A 16,853-nucleotide genomic window follows, 5' to 3' on the forward strand; every position below is an offset into this window, starting at 1 on the left:
ACTATAAAGCCGCCGGACATTATCGCCATGCGACATGGATGCAAGAAAAGTTGGCAGGTTTCGGGTGGTCCGTAGCAGGCTTTTCAGGCGCCGGTATGCTCGGCCGGCTTGGCGACGGGCGTTCCTTCCGAAACCTGCGGCGCCGGACGCCTGAACATGGCGCGGATGCGGTCGATCAGCTCGGCCGGGCTCAGGAACGCCGGAATGTTGGTGACGGCGGGCGCCGGCTCGAGCGACAGGCCGACCGAGACGATCTTGCCGTCGTCATCGACATCGCGAACGATCAGTTCGATCGTTCCGAGCGGCAGGCGGTCGGCATATTCGGCATGGCCGCCGAGGCGCTGGCGCATGAGCTGTCCGATGGTGAGCCGCTTTTCCGCCTCGCTGACCCCCGCGCCGTAATTCGCCTCGAGCTCGGCGGCCGAGCCGCGGGGATCGACGGTGAATTCGCCGAAGAAATCCGCGTCGTCGGGACTGACTTCGGTGCGGCTGGCAAAGAGCCGGTCGAGCAGGCGCGGGTATCGGTCGGAGACGAAGATGTAGACATGGTCGCCGGCGATCAGCCGTCCGGTTTCCTGATACTTCATCGAGCGGCCGCCGCGGACGACGAGCGAGGGCCGCGCCCAGCGCGGTATGCGTTCTCCGCGCGCCACCGGGCTGCCGGCGACGACGGTGTAGGCGAGCAGGTCGTGATGGGCGGAACCGGGCAGTTCGAGCTCGACCTTCTCCAGCGGGCCGATGCGCTGCGGTACGATGAGGCCGAGCCGGCGGGCCAGAGGGCCGACCGTCCAGCCCTGCACGACCAGCGAGACCAGCACCACGATGAAGGCGGTGTTGAAGATGGCGCGGCCGTCCTCCAGCCCGCCGAGCAGAGGGGTGATCGCGAGCAGGATAGAGACCGCGCCGCGCAGGCCGACCCAGGAGACGAAGGCGGTTTCCTGGCGCGGGAAGTGAAAGGGGATGAGGCAGAGCCACACCGCGACCGGCCGCGCAACGAAGATGAGAAAAAGCCCAAGTGCGACCGAGGCCGGCAATATCGGGAGGAATTGCGACGGCGTGGCGAAGAGGCCGAGGACCAGGAACATGATGATCTGCGCGAGCCAGGCGACGCCTTCCTGGAAACGCTTGAGCGAGGCGGCGGACCGTATGCTGGAATTGCCGGCGACCAGCCCGGCCAGGTAGACGGCAAGGAAGCCGGAGCCGCCGAAGGCACCGCCCGCCGCGAAAACGAGCAACGACAAGGTCAGCACGAAAATCGGTAGCAAGCCATGGTCGAGGTTGAGGCGGCCGACGAGGCGCACGATCGCCACGCCGCCGACCAGGCCGATGATGGCTCCGACACCCATATGCATGACGAAGCCGGCGACCAGGTCGAGCAGCAGCACTTCGGCATCGGGATCGGCGCCGGCGGCGATGACCTCGACCAGGGTGATTGTCAGGAAGATGGCGATCGGGTCGTTGGAGCCGGACTCGATCTCCAGCGTCGATCTCACGCGGTCGCGCAGCTGCAGGTTCCCGGCACGCAGCAGGAAGAACACGGCAGCGGCGTCGGTCGACGCGACGGCGGCGCCGAGCAGGAAGGATTCAAGCCAGCCGAAGCCGGTCAGGTAGCGTCCGGCTACGCCGAACAGGAGGGTGGTGATCACCACGCCCAGGGTCGCCAGCGAAAGCGCGGCGGGCGCGGCCTGGCGCAACGCCGTCAGCGGCGTGCCGAATCCCGATTCGAACAGGATGACGGCCAGCGCCAGGGCGCCGACGAAATAGGCGAGGCGGGCATTGTCGAAGTCGATGCCGAGCCCGTCAGTGCCGGCAGCAAGCCCGAGGCCGAGGAAGAGAAGCAGCAGGGGAGCGCCGAAGCGGAAGGCGATCAGGCTCGAAAACGCCGCGGCCAGCACCAGCGCCGTGCCCATCAGCGTCACGAGATAAACCGACTGATCCATATATGGGCCTGCCCTCCGCCCTCCCTTCGTGGCTTAACGCAGAGTGAGGCGAAGACATGGCGAGGCGCAAGGGCAAGGCGGTTATAACCTGCCGGGAGCGCGATTTTTTCGGTCGGAAGGCGGCAGCTTGGACCGCTCGCCCGTCGCGTCTACCCTGATCAGGAGTAGTAGAACCGCTCGGCCGGCAGCGGTGCAGGCGCCGGCTCGCCAAGCGCCTCGAAGACCGAAACCTCGCAGACGCGGCAGAGGCTGTCGAGCGCCAGGTCGTTGGCTTCGGTGCCGAACGGGTCCTCCAGCTCTTCGGAGAGGGCGTCGAGACCGAAGAAAGTGTAGGCGATCAGCGCCGTGAACAGCGGTGTTGCCAGGCCGGTCGTGCTGGCGAGGCCGAAGGGCAGGAGCAGGCAGACGATGTAGGCGGTGCGCTGCAGGAGCAGCGTATAGGCGAAGGGCAGCGGCGTGCCGGCGATGCGCTCGCAGCCGGCCTGGACGGCCGACATCGCCGCGAGGCGCTCGTCGAGGATGCGGAAGCCGATGGCATCGATCGTGCCGGAGCGGTGCAGGGCGGCGATCCGCATGCCCATGCGCCGCACCATCTCGTCCGGCCTGTTGGCGAAGGCTGCGACCGGAGCGGCCTGCTCACCGACCAGGTCCTTCACCTTGTCCATCGCGTCGACGCTGCGCAACTGGGCGCGCAGGAGATGGCAGAAGGCGAGCGCCTCCATCAGCAGCGCTCGCCACTCGGTCCTTTCCGCGATCAGGCCGCCGCTGGCGCGCGCGAGATTGCGGATTTCGTAGACGAGCTGGCCCCAGAGCTTGCGTGCCTCCCACCAGCGGTCATAGGCGGCATTGTTGCGGAAGCCGAGATAGATGGAGAGCGTGATCGCGATCAGCCCGAACGGCGCGATGTTGAAGTCCTCGAGGGAGACGCCGGTCACCTGCACCACGGCGACGATCGCCGCCGCATAGATCGCGAAGCCGATGATCTGCGGCAGGATGCGCGGCACGACCGAGCCGCGCATGACGAAGAAGAGTTTCAGAAGATTCGGCCTGGGGCGGATGATCATGGCTGATCTCTCGCGGACTGCCGGCGGGTCGGGCCGCCGCCCTGCGCGTCAAGCAAAAACGCCCGGGCGGGCCCGGGCGTTTTGGGAAGCGATCGTCGTGAGAGGCCCAATCAGGCGAGGGTCTTGGCAAAGGCCGCGGTGACGTCGGCCATGCGGTTGGAGAAACCCCATTCATTGTCGTACCAGCCGAGGATGTTGACGAAGTTGCCATCCATCACCTTGGTCTGGTCGAGCAGGATCGTCGCCGAATGCGGGTCGTGGTTGAGGTCGGACGACACCAGCGGTTCGTTGGTGAAGGTCATCACGCCCTTGAGCTTGCCGTTTGAGGCGGCGACCAGCGCGTCGTTGACCTCCTGCACTGACGTCGAGCGCTTGGCGACGAACTTCAGGTCGACAAGCGAAACGTTCGGGGTAGGCACGCGGATCGAGATGCCGTCGAGCTTGCCCTTGAGCTCGGGCATGACCAGACCGATCGCCTTCGCAGCGCCCGTCGAGGTCGGGATCTGCGACAGCGCGGCGGCGCGGGCGCGGTAGAGGTCCTTGTGCATCGTGTCCAGCGTCGGCTGGTCGCCGGTGTAGGAATGAATCGTCGTCATCATGCCTTTTTCGATGCCGGCGAGCTCGTTCATCACCAGCGCCATCGGCGCCAGGCAGTTGGTCGTGCAGGAGCCGTTCGAGATGACGACGTGGTCCTTGGTCAGCTTGTCGTGGTTGATGCCGTAGACGACGGTGTAGTCGGCGCCGTCTGCGGGGGCCGAGACGATCACCTTCTTGGCGCCGGCGGTCAGGTGGGCCGCCGCCTTGTCGCGGGCGGTGAAGATGCCGGTGCATTCGAGCGCGATGTCGACGCCGAGATCCTTCCAGGGAAGCTGGGCCGGATCCTTGATCGCGGTGACCTTGAACTTCTCCTTGCCGATGGCGATCGTATCGCCTTCCACCGTCACTTCATGCGGGAAGCGGCCATGCACGCTGTCGTAGCGCAACAGATGCGCGTTGGTCTCGACGGGGCCGAGATCGTTGACGGCGACCACGTCGATGTCCTTGCGTCCGGACTCGTAGATGGCGCGCACGATGTTGCGGCCGATGCGGCCGAATCCGTTGATTGCAACTCTGACAGCCATGTCGTTCTCCTGCAGCGCTTGGGAAGGTGCCGCCGTTTCAATAAAGGCGCCGGGCGAAAGAATCCAGATCGCCGGGACCAAATTTAAATCGATTAGGCCCTTTCGCCCGCACAATTCCGCGGTGGGCTATTCGTCGCAGTGCGGCGCGCCTCAGGGATGAGGGCGCGCCGGCTCGCTTTCGGGAATGGCGCGTGCGTCCTCGCCCTTCGGCACGCCGTTCTTGACGCGCTCGCCGGCGATCTTGGCCACGGCCTCGGCGGTGATGCCGAAATATTTGTAGAGATCCTCGGCCGGCGCGCTGGCGCCGAAGCCGGTCATGCCGACAAAGGCGCCGTCCGAGCCGACGAAACGATCCCAGCCGAGGCGGATGGCGGCTTCGACGGCGATCTTCACCGGCGCGTTGCCGAGCACCTTCTCGCGATAGGCCTTGTCCTGTTCCTCGAAGAGTTCGAAGCAGGGGACCGAGACGACGCGCGTGGGCGTGCCGTCCTTCTGCAGCAGGTCGCGCGCGTCGAGCGCGATCTCGACCTCCGAGCCGCTGGCGAAGATCGTCACCTTCGCGTCGCCGCCCTCGGCAGCCGCGATCTCGTAGGCGCCTTTAGCCGAGAGGTTCTCCGCCACGTATTCGGTGCGCACGGCGCGCAGGTTCTGGCGGGTGAGCACCAGCGTGGAGGGAGCCTTGGTGGACTTCAGCGCAGCCTGCCAGCACTCGGCGGTTTCCGTCGAATCCGCCGGGCGGAAGACAAGGTGGTTGGGGATGGCGCGCATGGCGGCGAGGTGCTCGACCGGCTGGTGCGTCGGGCCGTCTTCGCCGAGCCCGATGGAATCGTGCGTCATGACGAAGAGCGAGCGGATGCCCATCAGCGAGGAGAGCCGCAAAGCTGGGCGCGCATAGTCGGTGAAGCAGAAGAAGGTGCCGCCGTAGGGGATCAGCCCGCCATGCAGCGCGATGCCGTTGATGGCGGCGGCCATGGCGTGCTCGCGGATGCCGTAATGGACGTAACGGTTTCCATAGTTGCCGGCGGTCAGTTCGAGCGTCTGGCTGGTCTTGGTGTTGTTGGACGGCGTCAGGTCGGCGGAGCCGCCGATCGTTTCGGCAAGCGCGCCGTTGATGACTTCCAGCGCCATCTCGGACGATTTGCGGGTCGCGACCTTCGGCTTGTCGGCCGCGAGCTTCTGCTTGTAGGCGGCGATGGCGTCGTCGAAGCCGGCCGTCAGCTTGCCGGCGATGCGGCGCTCGAACTCGGCGCGGCGGTCGCCGGATGCGGCAAGCCGCTTCTCCCAGTCCGCGCGCGGGGCGTCGCCGCGCGTGCCCGCCTCGCGCCATGCCGAGAGGATGTCGTCGGGGATGACGAAGGGCGGAGAATCCCAGTTCAGCGCCTTGCGTGCGCCGGCGATCTCCTCCTTGCCGAGCGGCGAGCCGTGCACGGCCTTGGTGCCGGCCTTGGTCGGCGCGCCGAAGCCGATCGTCGTCTTGGCGGCGATCAGCGTGGGCTTGTCCGATTTCTGCGCCTTCTCGATGGCGGCGGCGATGGCGTCCGGATCGTGGCCGTCAATGTGGAAGGCGTTCCAGCCGGAAGCCTGGAAGCGCGCGACCTGGTCGGTCGAGTCGGACAGAGACACCGGGCCGTCGATCGAGATGTTGTTGTTGTCCCAGAAGACGATCAGCTTGTTGAGCTTCAGGTGACCCGCGAGCGCGATGGCCTCCTGGCTGATGCCTTCCATCAGGCAGCCGTCTCCGGCGATGACATAGGTGTAGTGGTCGACGAGATCGTCGCCGAACTGTGCGTTCAACACACGCTCGGCAAGCGCCATGCCGACGGAATTGGCGATGCCCTGGCCGAGCGGGCCCGTGGTCGTCTCAATGCCGGAGGCAAAGCCGTATTCGGGGTGGCCGGCGGTCTTGGAGCCCAACTGACGGAAACGCTCGATCTGGTCGATCGTCATGTCCGCGTAGCCGGTCAGGTAAAGGCAGGAATAGAGCAGCATCGAGCCGTGGCCGGCCGACAGCACGAAACGGTCGCGATCCGGCCATTTCGGGTTCTTCGGATCGAATTTCAGGTAGCGGGTGAACAGGACCGTGGCGATGTCGGCGCAGCCCATCGGCAGGCCCGGATGGCCGGAGTTGGCTTTCTCGACGGCATCCATGGAAAGGAAGCGGATGGCGTTAGCCATACGGTCATGCTTGTCGCGCGAGGCCATGGTTCCTCCGTGGCGGGTTGGGAAAAGGGAGCCGGAAAGGTCGCGCGACACATAGCAGGCACGGCTTCGGAGTCAACAAAATGAAGGGCCCGTGGCGGGTTGTTCAGGCTTTCGGCCGGCGCTTCAGGAAGTCGACGAATGCGCGAAGCGGTCCAGGCATGTGGCGGCGGCTGTGATAATAGAGAAAAGGACCCGAGAAAGGCGGCAGCCAGTCGTCGAGCACGCTTTCGAGCGCACCGCTCGCAAGAGGCGCTGCGAGGAATTCCTCGAAGGTCGCGATGAGGCCCAACCCCTCGATGGCTGCGGCGACCTCGATCTCGATAGCATTGCTGACCAGCCGGCCTTCCGGCACGACGCGGACGATCTCGCCGTCCTTCTCGAATTCGAGCGGATGGGAGACGCCGCTCGCGAAGCGGTGGCGGATCACGGAGTGGTCGAGCACCTCGGAGGGATGTTTCGGCCTGCCGTGGGCTGCGAAATAGGACGGCGCCCCGGCAAGCAAGAAACGCTGCTGGCGGGGGCCGAGAGGCACGGCGATCATGTCCCGCTCCAGCCGCTCGTCGTAACGCACGCCGGCGTCGAAGCCGGCGGCGAGTACGTCGATGAAGGTATCCTCGGCCGTGACTTCCACGGTAACGCCGGGATGCTCGTGCAGGAACCGGCTGACCAGCGGCGGCAGGATGACCCGAGCGACGATTGTCGGCACATTGAGCCTGAGCGTGCCGACCGGGCTGTCGCGAAAGGAGTTCACCGCATCGAGCGCGGCGCTGACCTCGCCAAGCGCCGGCGCCAGCCGTTCGTAAAGCTGCGCGCCTGCGTCGGTCAGCGTCATCGCGCGCGTGGTGCGATTGATCAACCGCACGCCGAGCTTCGCCTCGAGGCGGCGCAAGGCTTCGCTCAGCGCCGAGGCCGACACGCCTCGCCTCGCGGCGGCGATACGGAAGCCGCCGGCGCGCACGATGGCGGCGAATGCATCGAGATCGTCGAGGTCAGGAGCGGCCATTGTACGAATTTCCGCACGGCTTGTTTGGATTGTGGCGGATTATCGCACGAAAGCTATGGGTCCATATAGGTCCCATCGTCTCAGCGAAGGAGAAAAACGATGGAAAAGCGCAAGCTCGGGAAGACCGGCCCGGAAAGCTCGGCTCTGGGTCTCGGCTGCATGGGCATGTCGGATCTCTATGGTCCGGCCGACCGGAGCGAAAGCATCGCGACCATACATGCCGCCCTGGAGGCAGGCGTCACCCTGCTCGACACCGGCGATTTCTATGGCATGGGCCATAACGAGATGCTGATCGCCGAAGCGCTGAAGGGCGGTCGCCGCGACCAGGCGCTGGTCAGCGTGAAATTCGGCGGCATGCGCGGTCCGTCCGGAAGCTGGATCGGCTACGATGCACGGCCGGCGGCGGTGAAGAATTTCGCCGCCTATTCGCTGAAGCGGCTGGGCACCGACCATATCGACATCTACCGGCCGGCGAGGCTCGATCCCGACGTGCCGATCGAGGAGACGGTCGGCGCCATCGCCGATCTGGTGAAGGAAGGGCACGTCCGGCACATAGGCCTCTCCGAAGTCGGCGCCGAAACACTGAGGCGCGCCGCCGCCGTCCACCCGATCGTCGATCTGCAGATCGAATATTCGCTTGTTTCGCGCGGCATCGAGGAGGCGATTCTGCCCACCTGCCGCGAGCTTGGCATCGGTATCACCGCCTATGGGGTGCTGTCGCGCGGCCTGATCAGCGGTCACTGGACCAGGGCTCCCGTCGGCCAGACGGACTTCCGCGGCATGAGCCCGCGTTTCCAGGGCGAGAACCTCGACCGCAACCTCATGCTGGTCGAGGCGCTGCGCAAGGTTGCCGAAAGGAAGGGCGTGACCGTCGCGCAGATCGCCATCGCCTGGGTGGCCGCGCAGGGCAGGGACATCGTGCCCCTGGTCGGGGCACGCCGCCGCGACCGTCTCGCCGAGGCCCTGGCCGCGCTGGACGTCGCTCTCGATGCCGCCGATTTCGCGGCAATAGAGCAGGCGGTGCCGAAAGGCGCTGCGTCCGGCGAACGCTACAATGCCCACCAGATGGCAGCCCTCGACAGTGAGCGGTGAACGATTTGCCGGCGGCGGCCAGGCTGCCGCCGGCAATTTCGCCGCAATTTTGCGGCTTTGGCGTTTGCGGGGGACAGCGCAGAGACCTTTATTGACGGCCAATTCACACGGTGCCTAATGTTTCCCGAGTAAATCGTTCTGAATGCGGACGATTCGGTGATGGGCGGGTTGGACACGGGAGCCATGACCGGGGAAGCCACGTTGAAAGAGGTGATCGCCCGTCTGGGAAGGGCGATGGATGCGCTGGAGAATTCAGTCGGCGCACGGCTCGAACACGAGCAGGATTATTCAGAAGCCGAAGCCGAAGTGCAGCGCATGAACGCCGACCGCGCGCGTCTGGCGCAGGAGCTCGACAATTCCGAGGCGCGCGGCGAGCGGCTGGAGGAGGCGAACAAGGAGGTTTCGCGCCGGCTGGTGACGGCGATGGAAACCATACGCGCGGTGCTGGACAGGTAGGGCCATGGCACAGGTTACGGTGACGATCGACGGCAAGGCCTATCGGATGGCCTGCGACGAAGGCCAGGAAGAGCATTTGATGAGCCTGGCGCAGCGTTTCGACCGCTATGTCTCGCATCTGAAGGATTCGTTCGGCGAGATCGGCGACCAGCGGCTGACCGTCATGGCCGGCATCATGGTGATGGACGAGCTGTCGGAACTGCAGAAGCGCGTCATGGGCATGGAGAGCGAAGTGGTCACGCTGCGCAAGACCCGCGACGACGCGCTGACCAAAGCCGACAAGAGCGACGCCGCCCTCACCGGGGCGCTGAGCGGGCTCGCCCAGCGCATGGAAGCGCTCGCCGAAAGAATGGCCCCGAAGCCGGCAGACTGATTTTCGCCATTTTTCCTGACGCATACCAGGCGCGGGGAGCGCTTCTCCCCGCCATCGCCTCAAGCCTTGCTCATCCGCTATCGCGTACCTGATCGCATGCCAAGTCTCCTGCCATACTGCGGAAAAAAGGAGACGAGTTGAAAGAGCACCTGGACTATGCGCTGCGGCTTTTCGACCGGGGCATGATCTGCCTGCCTCTCTGTCCGGGTGGCAAGCATCTCGATCTCGCAGCCATGGGTTACGACCCGGTGCACAAGCGGACAAGACGCAAAAATCTGAAGGAGCTTGCCTTCACCGGCATCACCTTCCACCTTTCCCAAAAGTCCCCCTCGCGGGAAACGGTTGCCGGCTGGTTCGCCGGGTTTTCAGGCAATGTCGGCATACTCGGAGGATACGGCGATCTTCTGATCCTGGACTTCGACGACGAACCGAACTTCGAGCGATGGCGCAAAGGTCGCGACGCCCTGATACGTTCGACGCCGGCCGCCAAATCGCCCTCCGGTTTCCACGTCTACCTGAAATCCACGGAGCCGATCGTGTCGTCGAGCCTGCATTTCGGCCTGCGGCGGGTGGGGCATGCCAAGGCGCTTGGCGGCTACACCGTCGCCAGCCCGTCGATCCTCGCGGATGGCCCGGAATACAGATGGTTGCCGGGACAAAGTCCTTTCGACCTCGAGCCCGCCAGGGTCGACAACCTTGCGGCGATTTCCCTGCTTCCGGTGTCGCCTCTCAAGCTTGCCTATGACCGGCTGCTGGGGCGGGGCTATTTCGATGACGACTGAGCATCGATGATATCCGTCATCATTCCTGCCAGGAATGCAGCAGGCACGATAGGCTCGGCTCTGGCCAGTCTTGCCGCCGATCGAGTGCTGATCGACGAGATTCTGCTCGTCGATGACGGGTCGGACGACGGCACGGCCGAGGCGGCCAGGGAGGCCGCGTTCCGTCATTCCCTGCCACTGACGGTGATCGCGGGAAGTTTCGGCGGAGCGGGTTCCGCGCGAAACGCCGGCCTCGCCGCAGGCAGCGGCCAGCACATATTCTATCTCGATGCCGACGACGTGGTGGTTTCCGGAGGGCTGGCGGTGCTTCATGGAGCGCTGTCCCGCGATCCGGGCGCCGGAATCGCGATCGGCGCGGCCGTGCGCAAGACGCCGGGGCGTGCGGACAAGACGCGGCTTCCGCATGGCTACGGCGCGGACCCGTCGGACAATGCCCGGCGCTATCTTCGCAACGGCATGCCGCCGATTGCCATGGGAAGCGCATTGTTCGCGGCGGCGGAAGTGGGCGACATCCGGTTCCCCACATCGATAGGGCTGGACGAAGATACCTGCTACTGGGCAGCCCTGCTTTCGCGGCTTCGCGTGGTTGCCCTCAGCGAGCCGGTGCTTCTCTACCACCTCGACGAGGAGCGGATGACGAGGCGGTTCATCGCCGCGCCGCGCCCGGTGCTGCTCGGGATTTCGCTTGAATTCAACAGGCTTGCCGCTCTCGGAATGGGGCGCGAGGTCCTGCAATGGCGCAAGGCCTGGGTTGCGCTGCGCATCGCACGGCTGCTGATCATGCACCGCCGGTACCGGGAGGCCCGCAGCATCCTGCGGATGGCACGGGCGCATCCCGAATACCGTTCCGGCTGGAAGTCGATCCAGTATCGCACCCGTATCGCGGCAGGCCTCGCCAGCCAGGCGGTCGGCCTGCGCAGGCCGATTGCGCCGCCGCGATCCTCTGCCGCGCAGCAATTGAAGCCGCGGCGAACGATGATCCTGACCGCCGATCCCGCTTTTCCCCCCATATCGGGAGCGGATCTCAGGAACTACCAGAACGCCGAGGCGGCGGCGCAGTTCGGACCCGTGCTTCTCGTTTCGGTGAGGCCGCTCGGCGGGAGCAACCCCGAAGACGGGAGGATTGCGATCGCCGCGCTATCGCGGGAGGGCGCCCCCCGTAAGGAGCCGCTTGCCCATCGGCGTACCGGCGTCGAGGTGCGCGTTCCGTACACTGCGCTTCCGCGGCTTCTCCGGCTGGTTCGCGAGTTCGAGCCGGACGCGATCATCGTGGAGGGCATTCCGCTCTTTGCCCTGCTGGCGCATCTGCGGCCATTGGCGCGCAGGCTGGTCCTCGACATGCACAATATAGAATCGCTTCTGTTCGCGCAGACACGTCCGCCCGGCTTAGCCGAACGGCTGCTGCCGTTTCGATTTCGCGCGCAGGGTCGCATCCAGCGACAAGAGGAAACCGCCGTGGCGATCGTCGACCGCGTCTGGGTCTGTTCGGATGCGGATCGAGAGCGGCTCGTCCATCTGTTCGGATCGAAGACCCCGATCGACGTGGTGCCGAACGGCATACCGCGCATCGACGAGGCGCCTGCCTGTCTTCGGCCGCAGGCGGCGAGGGACGCCGGATGGCCGGTGCTGCTGTTCGTCGGGCACCTGGGCTACATGCCGAACGTCGTTGCGGGGGAGAGGCTGGCCCGCAACATCCTTCCCCTGGTCAGGCGGACACTTCCCTCGGCGCGCCTGATCCTTGCCGGCCGCTACCCGAAGCCTGCTGTCCAGAACCTCGCAGCGCTGCCCGGCGTGGAACTCGTGGCCGATCCCGAAGACCTGTCGCCGTTGCTCGCGCGCAGCCACATCAGCGTCATGCCCCTCAGTGAGGGGGGCGGGACCAGGATCAAGATACTGGAGGCCATGGCGTGGGGTCTGCCCGTGATTGCGACCTCCATCGCCGCCGAGGGCCAGCAATTCAAGGACGGCGACGAGATCCTGATCGCGGAAACGGACGCGGAGCTCGCCGAGGCCGTCACGGCGCTCTGCGCCGAACCGTGCCGGCTGGAGCGCCAGCGTCGTCTGGCGTATGAGACTGTAATGCTCCGGCATGGGCCATCGGCAATACGGGAGGCCGTCCGGAAAGGGCTTGGAAAAGTTTGATGCGGGAACATGAAAGGCGCCGTCGGCGCTCCACCAAGGGAGGCTTCGCCAGGGGGCGCACCCGATGATCCCGCCCATCCTGCACCAGACCTGGAAGACCGACAGCGTTCCCGAACGCTTTCAAGCCTGGGCCGAAAGCTGGACCCGTCACAATCCCGGCTGGACCCGCATGTTCTGGAACGACCGGACCCTGCTCGAATTCGTCGCCCGGCATTATCCGGATTTTCTCTCGACCTTCTGCAGCTACAGCAAGGGGGTTCAGCGCGCCGACGCCGGCCGCTACCTGCTGCTGCATCATTTCGGCGGTGTCTATGCCGATCTCGACTGCGAATGCGTGGCGCCCTTCGCGCCGCTCATGGCCGAGAACCGCGTCGTGCTCAGCAAGGAGCCGCCGTCGCATTTCGCCGGCGAGGCAGCGTTTCGGGGGCTTCCCTATCTGCTTTTCAACGGGACGATGGCGAGCCCGCCGGGGCATCCCTTCTGGCCGCATCTCCTGTCCTACCTGCCGACGCTCGCCTGGGCGAAGGAGACCATCGACGCGACGGGCCCCGCGGTGCTGACGTCGGCGCAGCTCAGTTTTCCGGACCAGGCCTCGCTGGCCATCCATCCCTACCGGCTCTTCACGCCGCTCGATCGTGACGGCAAGCAGGGAGGGAGCGCGGACATGGAATCCGAAACCCTGTCCGTGCATCACTGGGCGGGGACATGGTGGACGCCGCAGCCGAAGGAGAGCCTGCGGAACGCATTCCGGCGGCGACTTCACCGGGGCCTGTATCTGTTGACGCGCGGCAGGCAACTCGATCCGCTGCAGGCAAGGCGCAGTGTGGATCCCGCCGTTCTGACCAGGCCGCCGCCCGAAGGAAAAAACGTCGCTGTGCTGGTGCCGGTCCGCGACGCCGCCGAGCACATCGTTCCATTCCTCTCCGCCATTCAGGCGCTCGACTATCCCGCGGAGCGCATCAAGCTCGTTTTCTGCGAGGGAGACAGCGAGGACCGGAGCTGGGACGTGCTGAAGGCGGCGGTAGCCCCGCTCAGGTCCACATTCCGCGACATCGTGCTTCTGCAGTTGCGGGTAGGCACGAAATTCGACCGTGAAAAGCGCGCCAGGCCCAGGCTGCAGCGAAGACGGCGCTCCGGACTGGCAAAGGTCAGGAACCATCTGATCCGGCACGGGCTCGATTCCAGCGACGACTGGGTGCTGTGGGTCGATGCCGACGTGTGGAAGTTCCCGTCCGACATCGTGCGGACGCTGATGACGGCGGGCGAGCGGATCGTGGTTCCGAACTGCGTTCTGGCGCCAGGCGGGGGTTCCTTCGACCTCAACAGCTTCGTGACGATCCGGCCGCAGCGGGACCATCGCTACTATCGCTCCGTGGTCCGTGGCCTCTACCAGCCGCCGCCGGATTTCGCCGGCCGTCTACATCTGTCCGACGTCCGCCACCTCGAAAAGATCGCGTTGGACGGGGTCGGCGGCACGATGCTCCTGGTCGACGCATCCCTGCACCGCGGGGGTCTCGTCTTTCCGGAGTTGCCGTATCGGGATCATATCGAGACGGAGGGTTTCGGCATCCTCGCCAAGGATCTCGGCGTGCCGCCGGTCGGGTTGCCGCGCGTGGAGATATTCCACGTCCCCTGGTGAGGCATACCATCCGCAAACAAAAAAACCGCGCCGGTCTCCGGCGCGGTTTTGTTTTCGATGAGGCCGCGAGGGCCTTAAGCAGCGGGCTGCGCTTCGATCGTTCTCAGCGACTGGGCCTGGCGCTTGGCTGCCGCCTTGACGGCGTCCTGCACCTTCTCGAAGGCGCGCACCTCGATCTGGCGCACGCGCTCGCGGCTGATGTCGAACTCGCCCGACAGCTCTTCCAGCGTCATCGGCTCCTCGGCGAGGCGGCGCGCCTCGAAGATACGCCGCTCGCGGTCGTTGAGCACGTCGAGCGCACCGGCCAGCATGCCGCGGCGGTTCTCGAGTTCGTCCTGCTCGACCAGGATCTGCTCGGCATTGTCGCTGTCGTCGACCAGCCAGTCCTGCCATTCGCCGGACTCGCCCTCGGACGCGCGGATCGGCGCGTTGAGCGAGGCGTCGCCGGACAGGCGCCGGTTCATAGACACGACCTCCTCTTCCGAGACGTTCAGCCTGGTCGCGATCTCGGCGATCTGGTCGGGCCTGAGGTCGCCATCGTCGAGCGCCTGGATCTTGCCCTTCACCTTGCGCAGGTTGAAGAACAGCCGCTTCTGGTTGGCGGTCGTGCCCATCTTGACCAGGCTCCACGAGCGCAGGATGTATTCCTGGATCGAGGCCTTGATCCACCACATGGCATAAGTGGCCAGCCGGAAGCCGCGCTCCGGCTCGAATTTCTTGACGGCCTGCATCAGGCCGACATTGCCCTCGGAGATCACCTCGCCGATCGGCAGGCCGTAGCCGCGATAGCCCATGGCGATCTTGGCCACGAGCCTGAGGTGGCTGGTGACCAGCTTGTGGGCGGCGTTGGTGTCCTCATGCTCCTGGTACCGCTTGGCGAGCATGTACTCTTCCTGCGGCTGAAGCATCGGGAAACGACGGATTTCCTCGAGGTAGCGGGAAAGCCCGCCCTCTCCGGAAACCATACTGGGTAGTGACTGGGCCATGAGTTGCGCCCTCCTCTCTCTTAGATTGCCCCCTGAACAAGGCGGGCATTAGGCACGGCCGCATTTGCGCGCATCCGAGCCAACCGACATATATAGGAACAAAACCGGAAAATACAGGGATTTGTTCAATCCTAAACAGATTGTAATGTTCCGGTGAACAGCGCCAGCGCGATAAATTGAGGCTCGGTTCAGCGTTTCTGAAGCTCAGAGCTCCCGGAACCCTGCGACCAGGGCCGCCATGTCGGCGGGCATCGGGGCTTCGAAACGCATCGTCTCACCCGTGGCCGGATGGGAGAAGGCAAGAAGTTTCGCGTGGAGCGCCTGGCGTGGAAAATCCTTCGTCATGGTGCGCAGCGGTTCCGGCAGACGGTTCGCCTTGGTGCGGAACGCCTGGCCGTAGTCGGGATCGCCGACGACCGGATGGCCGGCATGCGCCATGTGGACGCGGATCTGATGGGTGCGGCCGGTCTCCAGCCGGCATTCGACCAGCGAAGCGGCGCCGCCGTCCTTACCGCGTCCGAAGCCTTCGAGCACGGTATAGTGCGTCACCGCATGCCTCGCGTCGGCACGGCCCGGTGGCACAACCGCCCGGCGCACGCGGTCGGCGGCACGTCCCAGCGGCGCATCGATCTTGCCGGCAGCTCTCTCAGGAATTCCCCACACCAACGCTATATAGGAACGCTCGAGCCCGCTTTCCAGGCCATGATCGGCAAAGGCCTCAGACAGCGCCCGATGGGCACGGTCGGTCTTGGCGGCGACCATGACGCCGGACGTGTCCTTGTCCAGCCGGTGCACGATGCCCGGCCTTCTCACCCCGCCGATGCCTGACAGGCTGTCGCCGCAATGATGGATCAGCGCGTTGACCAGCGTGCCGGTCCAGTTGCCGGCGCCCGGATGGACGACCAGCCCCGCGGGCTTGTTGATGACGATGAGGTCGGCGTCCTCGTAGAGGATGTCGAGCGGAATGTCCTCGCCGACGGGCTCGGCCGGCTCAGGCTCGGGCAGGCTCACCGCGGCGGTGTCGCCCGGCTTCAGCTTGCGGCCCGGGTCCGAAACGCCTGTTCCGTTGAGGCTCACGGCGCCCTGGCGGATCAGCGCCTGGACGCGGCTGCGCGAGAATTCGGCGCCGAGCCTTTGGGTCAGCCATTGGTCGAGCCGTACGCCGGCGGCCTCCGGCCCTACCTCGAATGCGACCTTGGCGGCCTCTATCAATTCCGAAGGCTCTTCGCTATCAGGGTCGCGCATCTGGCATCCGGAACTCGATCATGGCGCGGCCGGCATCCGACGAAGAGGAAAAACCGCTGGACCCGGCGGTCGAGAATGTGCGCAGGAAGCTCGTCCGCTTCGTCGCCATCAATCTCGGCCTGCTGTTCATCGCCCTTATGGCGGTGGTGGGCGCGCTTGTCTACAAGTCGGTCACGGTGACGCCGCCGGCCGACAGCGCCGCCGGAATCGAGGTGCCGTCGCCGGAAGGCGTGATCGAAGGGCAGATCCCGGTGCCATCAGGGGCGAGGATCGTTTCGCAGTCGCTCTCCGGCAACCGCATCTCGCTGTCGCTCGAACTGCCCGATGGCAGCCGCGCCGTCCATGTCTACGACATGACGTCGAAGCGGATCGTCGGCCGCTTCGCGATCGTCCAGGAATAGCGGACGGGGAATGAGCGAGCGTCGCATCGCGACCGTTGCGCTCGTCGTTGACGATTATGACGAGGCGATCGCCTGGTACTCGGAAAAGCTCGGCTTCACGCTCGCCGAGGACGTAGATCTCGGCGGCGGCAAGCGCTGGGTGATCCTGTCGCCGGGACAAGGCGGCGCGCGGCTGCTCCTCGCCAAGGCAGACGGCGAGCGCCAGTCCGCACGTGTCGGCGACCAGACCGGCGGCCGCGTCTTCCTGTTCCTGGAGACGGATGATTTCGCCCGCGACCATCAGGCGATGCTGGCGAAGGGCGTCTCCTTCCGCGAAGAACCTCGCCACGAAGCCTACGGCACGGTTGCCGTGTTTTCCGATCTCTACGGCAATCTCTGGGATCTGATCGAGCCACGCCGCTGACTTT

Annotated in this window: 15 protein-coding genes; 8 read left to right on the forward strand and 7 right to left on the reverse strand. The window is 65.6% G+C overall.

Annotated elements, in window-relative coordinates:
- Nucleotides 1–83: 83 nt before the first annotated feature.
- The 5 genes from D8676_RS11495 to D8676_RS11515 form a co-directional block, all read right to left on the reverse strand.
- Complete coding sequence (locus D8676_RS11495; protein ID WP_121580995.1) at nt 84–1,940, reverse strand: potassium/proton antiporter; 1,857 nt, start codon at nt 1,938–1,940, stop codon at nt 84–86.
- Between the two features lie 158 nt (nt 1,941–2,098).
- Nucleotides 2,099–3,004: a bestrophin family ion channel gene (locus D8676_RS11500; RefSeq protein WP_121580996.1), complete on the reverse strand. Its 906-nt coding sequence runs from the start codon at nt 3,002–3,004 to the stop codon at nt 2,099–2,101.
- 110 nt (nt 3,005–3,114) lie between these two features.
- Nucleotides 3,115–4,125: a type I glyceraldehyde-3-phosphate dehydrogenase gene (gene gap, locus D8676_RS11505; RefSeq protein ID WP_121580997.1), complete on the reverse strand. Its 1,011-nt coding sequence runs from the start codon at nt 4,123–4,125 to the stop codon at nt 3,115–3,117.
- A 150-nt stretch (nt 4,126–4,275) separates the two neighbouring features.
- Nucleotides 4,276–6,327 (reverse strand): transketolase, encoded by a 2,052-nt coding sequence (tkt, locus tag D8676_RS11510; RefSeq protein WP_121580998.1) that lies wholly within the window; start codon nt 6,325–6,327, stop codon nt 4,276–4,278.
- Between the two features lie 103 nt (nt 6,328–6,430).
- Nucleotides 6,431–7,330 (reverse strand): LysR family transcriptional regulator, encoded by a 900-nt coding sequence (locus D8676_RS11515; RefSeq protein WP_121580999.1) that lies wholly within the window; start codon nt 7,328–7,330, stop codon nt 6,431–6,433.
- Between the two features lie 99 nt (nt 7,331–7,429).
- Here D8676_RS11515 and D8676_RS11520 point away from each other — a divergent pair, with 99 nt between their 5' ends.
- The 6 genes from D8676_RS11520 to D8676_RS11545 all read left to right on the forward strand — a co-directional run bounded on the left by D8676_RS11520 (nt 7,430) and on the right by D8676_RS11545 (nt 13,814).
- Nucleotides 7,430–8,422 (forward strand): aldo/keto reductase, encoded by a 993-nt coding sequence (locus tag D8676_RS11520; RefSeq protein WP_121581000.1) that lies wholly within the window; start codon nt 7,430–7,432, stop codon nt 8,420–8,422.
- Between the two features lie 183 nt (nt 8,423–8,605).
- A complete protein-coding gene (locus D8676_RS11525; protein WP_121581001.1) occupies nt 8,606–8,878 on the forward strand; it encodes a DUF4164 domain-containing protein in 273 nt (90 codons plus the stop codon).
- Nucleotides 8,879–8,882: 4 nt separating this feature from the next.
- On the forward strand, nt 8,883–9,251 hold the full coding sequence (locus tag D8676_RS11530) for a cell division protein ZapA (RefSeq protein WP_121581002.1): 369 nt from the start codon (nt 8,883–8,885) through the stop codon (nt 9,249–9,251).
- A 137-nt stretch (nt 9,252–9,388) separates the two neighbouring features.
- Nucleotides 9,389–10,033 (forward strand): bifunctional DNA primase/polymerase, encoded by a 645-nt coding sequence (locus tag D8676_RS11535; protein WP_245426728.1) that lies wholly within the window; start codon nt 9,389–9,391, stop codon nt 10,031–10,033.
- A 6-nt stretch (nt 10,034–10,039) separates the two neighbouring features.
- Nucleotides 10,040–12,175, forward strand: a complete 2,136-nt coding sequence (locus tag D8676_RS11540; RefSeq protein ID WP_121581003.1) for a glycosyltransferase — start codon at nt 10,040–10,042, stop codon at nt 12,173–12,175.
- 64 nt (nt 12,176–12,239) lie between these two features.
- Nucleotides 12,240–13,814, forward strand: a complete 1,575-nt coding sequence (locus D8676_RS11545) for a glycosyltransferase (protein WP_121581004.1) — start codon at nt 12,240–12,242, stop codon at nt 13,812–13,814.
- Between the two features lie 74 nt (nt 13,815–13,888).
- On the opposite strand, the gene rpoH is transcribed toward D8676_RS11545, so the two are convergent.
- Nucleotides 13,889–14,800: an RNA polymerase sigma factor RpoH gene (gene rpoH, locus D8676_RS11550; RefSeq protein ID WP_121581005.1), complete on the reverse strand. Its 912-nt coding sequence runs from the start codon at nt 14,798–14,800 to the stop codon at nt 13,889–13,891.
- 204 nt (nt 14,801–15,004) lie between these two features.
- Complete coding sequence (locus D8676_RS11555) at nt 15,005–16,045, reverse strand: RluA family pseudouridine synthase (protein WP_121581006.1); 1,041 nt, start codon at nt 16,043–16,045, stop codon at nt 15,005–15,007.
- A gap of 20 nt (nt 16,046–16,065) precedes the next feature.
- Here D8676_RS11555 and D8676_RS11560 point away from each other — a divergent pair, with 20 nt between their 5' ends.
- Both D8676_RS11560 and D8676_RS11565 read left to right on the forward strand, forming a co-directional pair.
- Nucleotides 16,066–16,446: a fimbrial protein gene (locus D8676_RS11560; RefSeq protein ID WP_121581007.1), complete on the forward strand. Its 381-nt coding sequence runs from the start codon at nt 16,066–16,068 to the stop codon at nt 16,444–16,446.
- Between the two features lie 10 nt (nt 16,447–16,456).
- Nucleotides 16,457–16,849 (forward strand): VOC family protein, encoded by a 393-nt coding sequence (locus tag D8676_RS11565; protein WP_121581008.1) that lies wholly within the window; start codon nt 16,457–16,459, stop codon nt 16,847–16,849.
- The last annotated feature ends 4 nt before the right edge of the window (nt 16,850–16,853 follow it).

The sequence above is a fragment of the Mesorhizobium sp. YM1C-6-2 genome (assembly GCF_003666685.1).
Classification (GTDB): Bacteria; Pseudomonadota; Alphaproteobacteria; order Rhizobiales; family Rhizobiaceae; genus Mesorhizobium_K.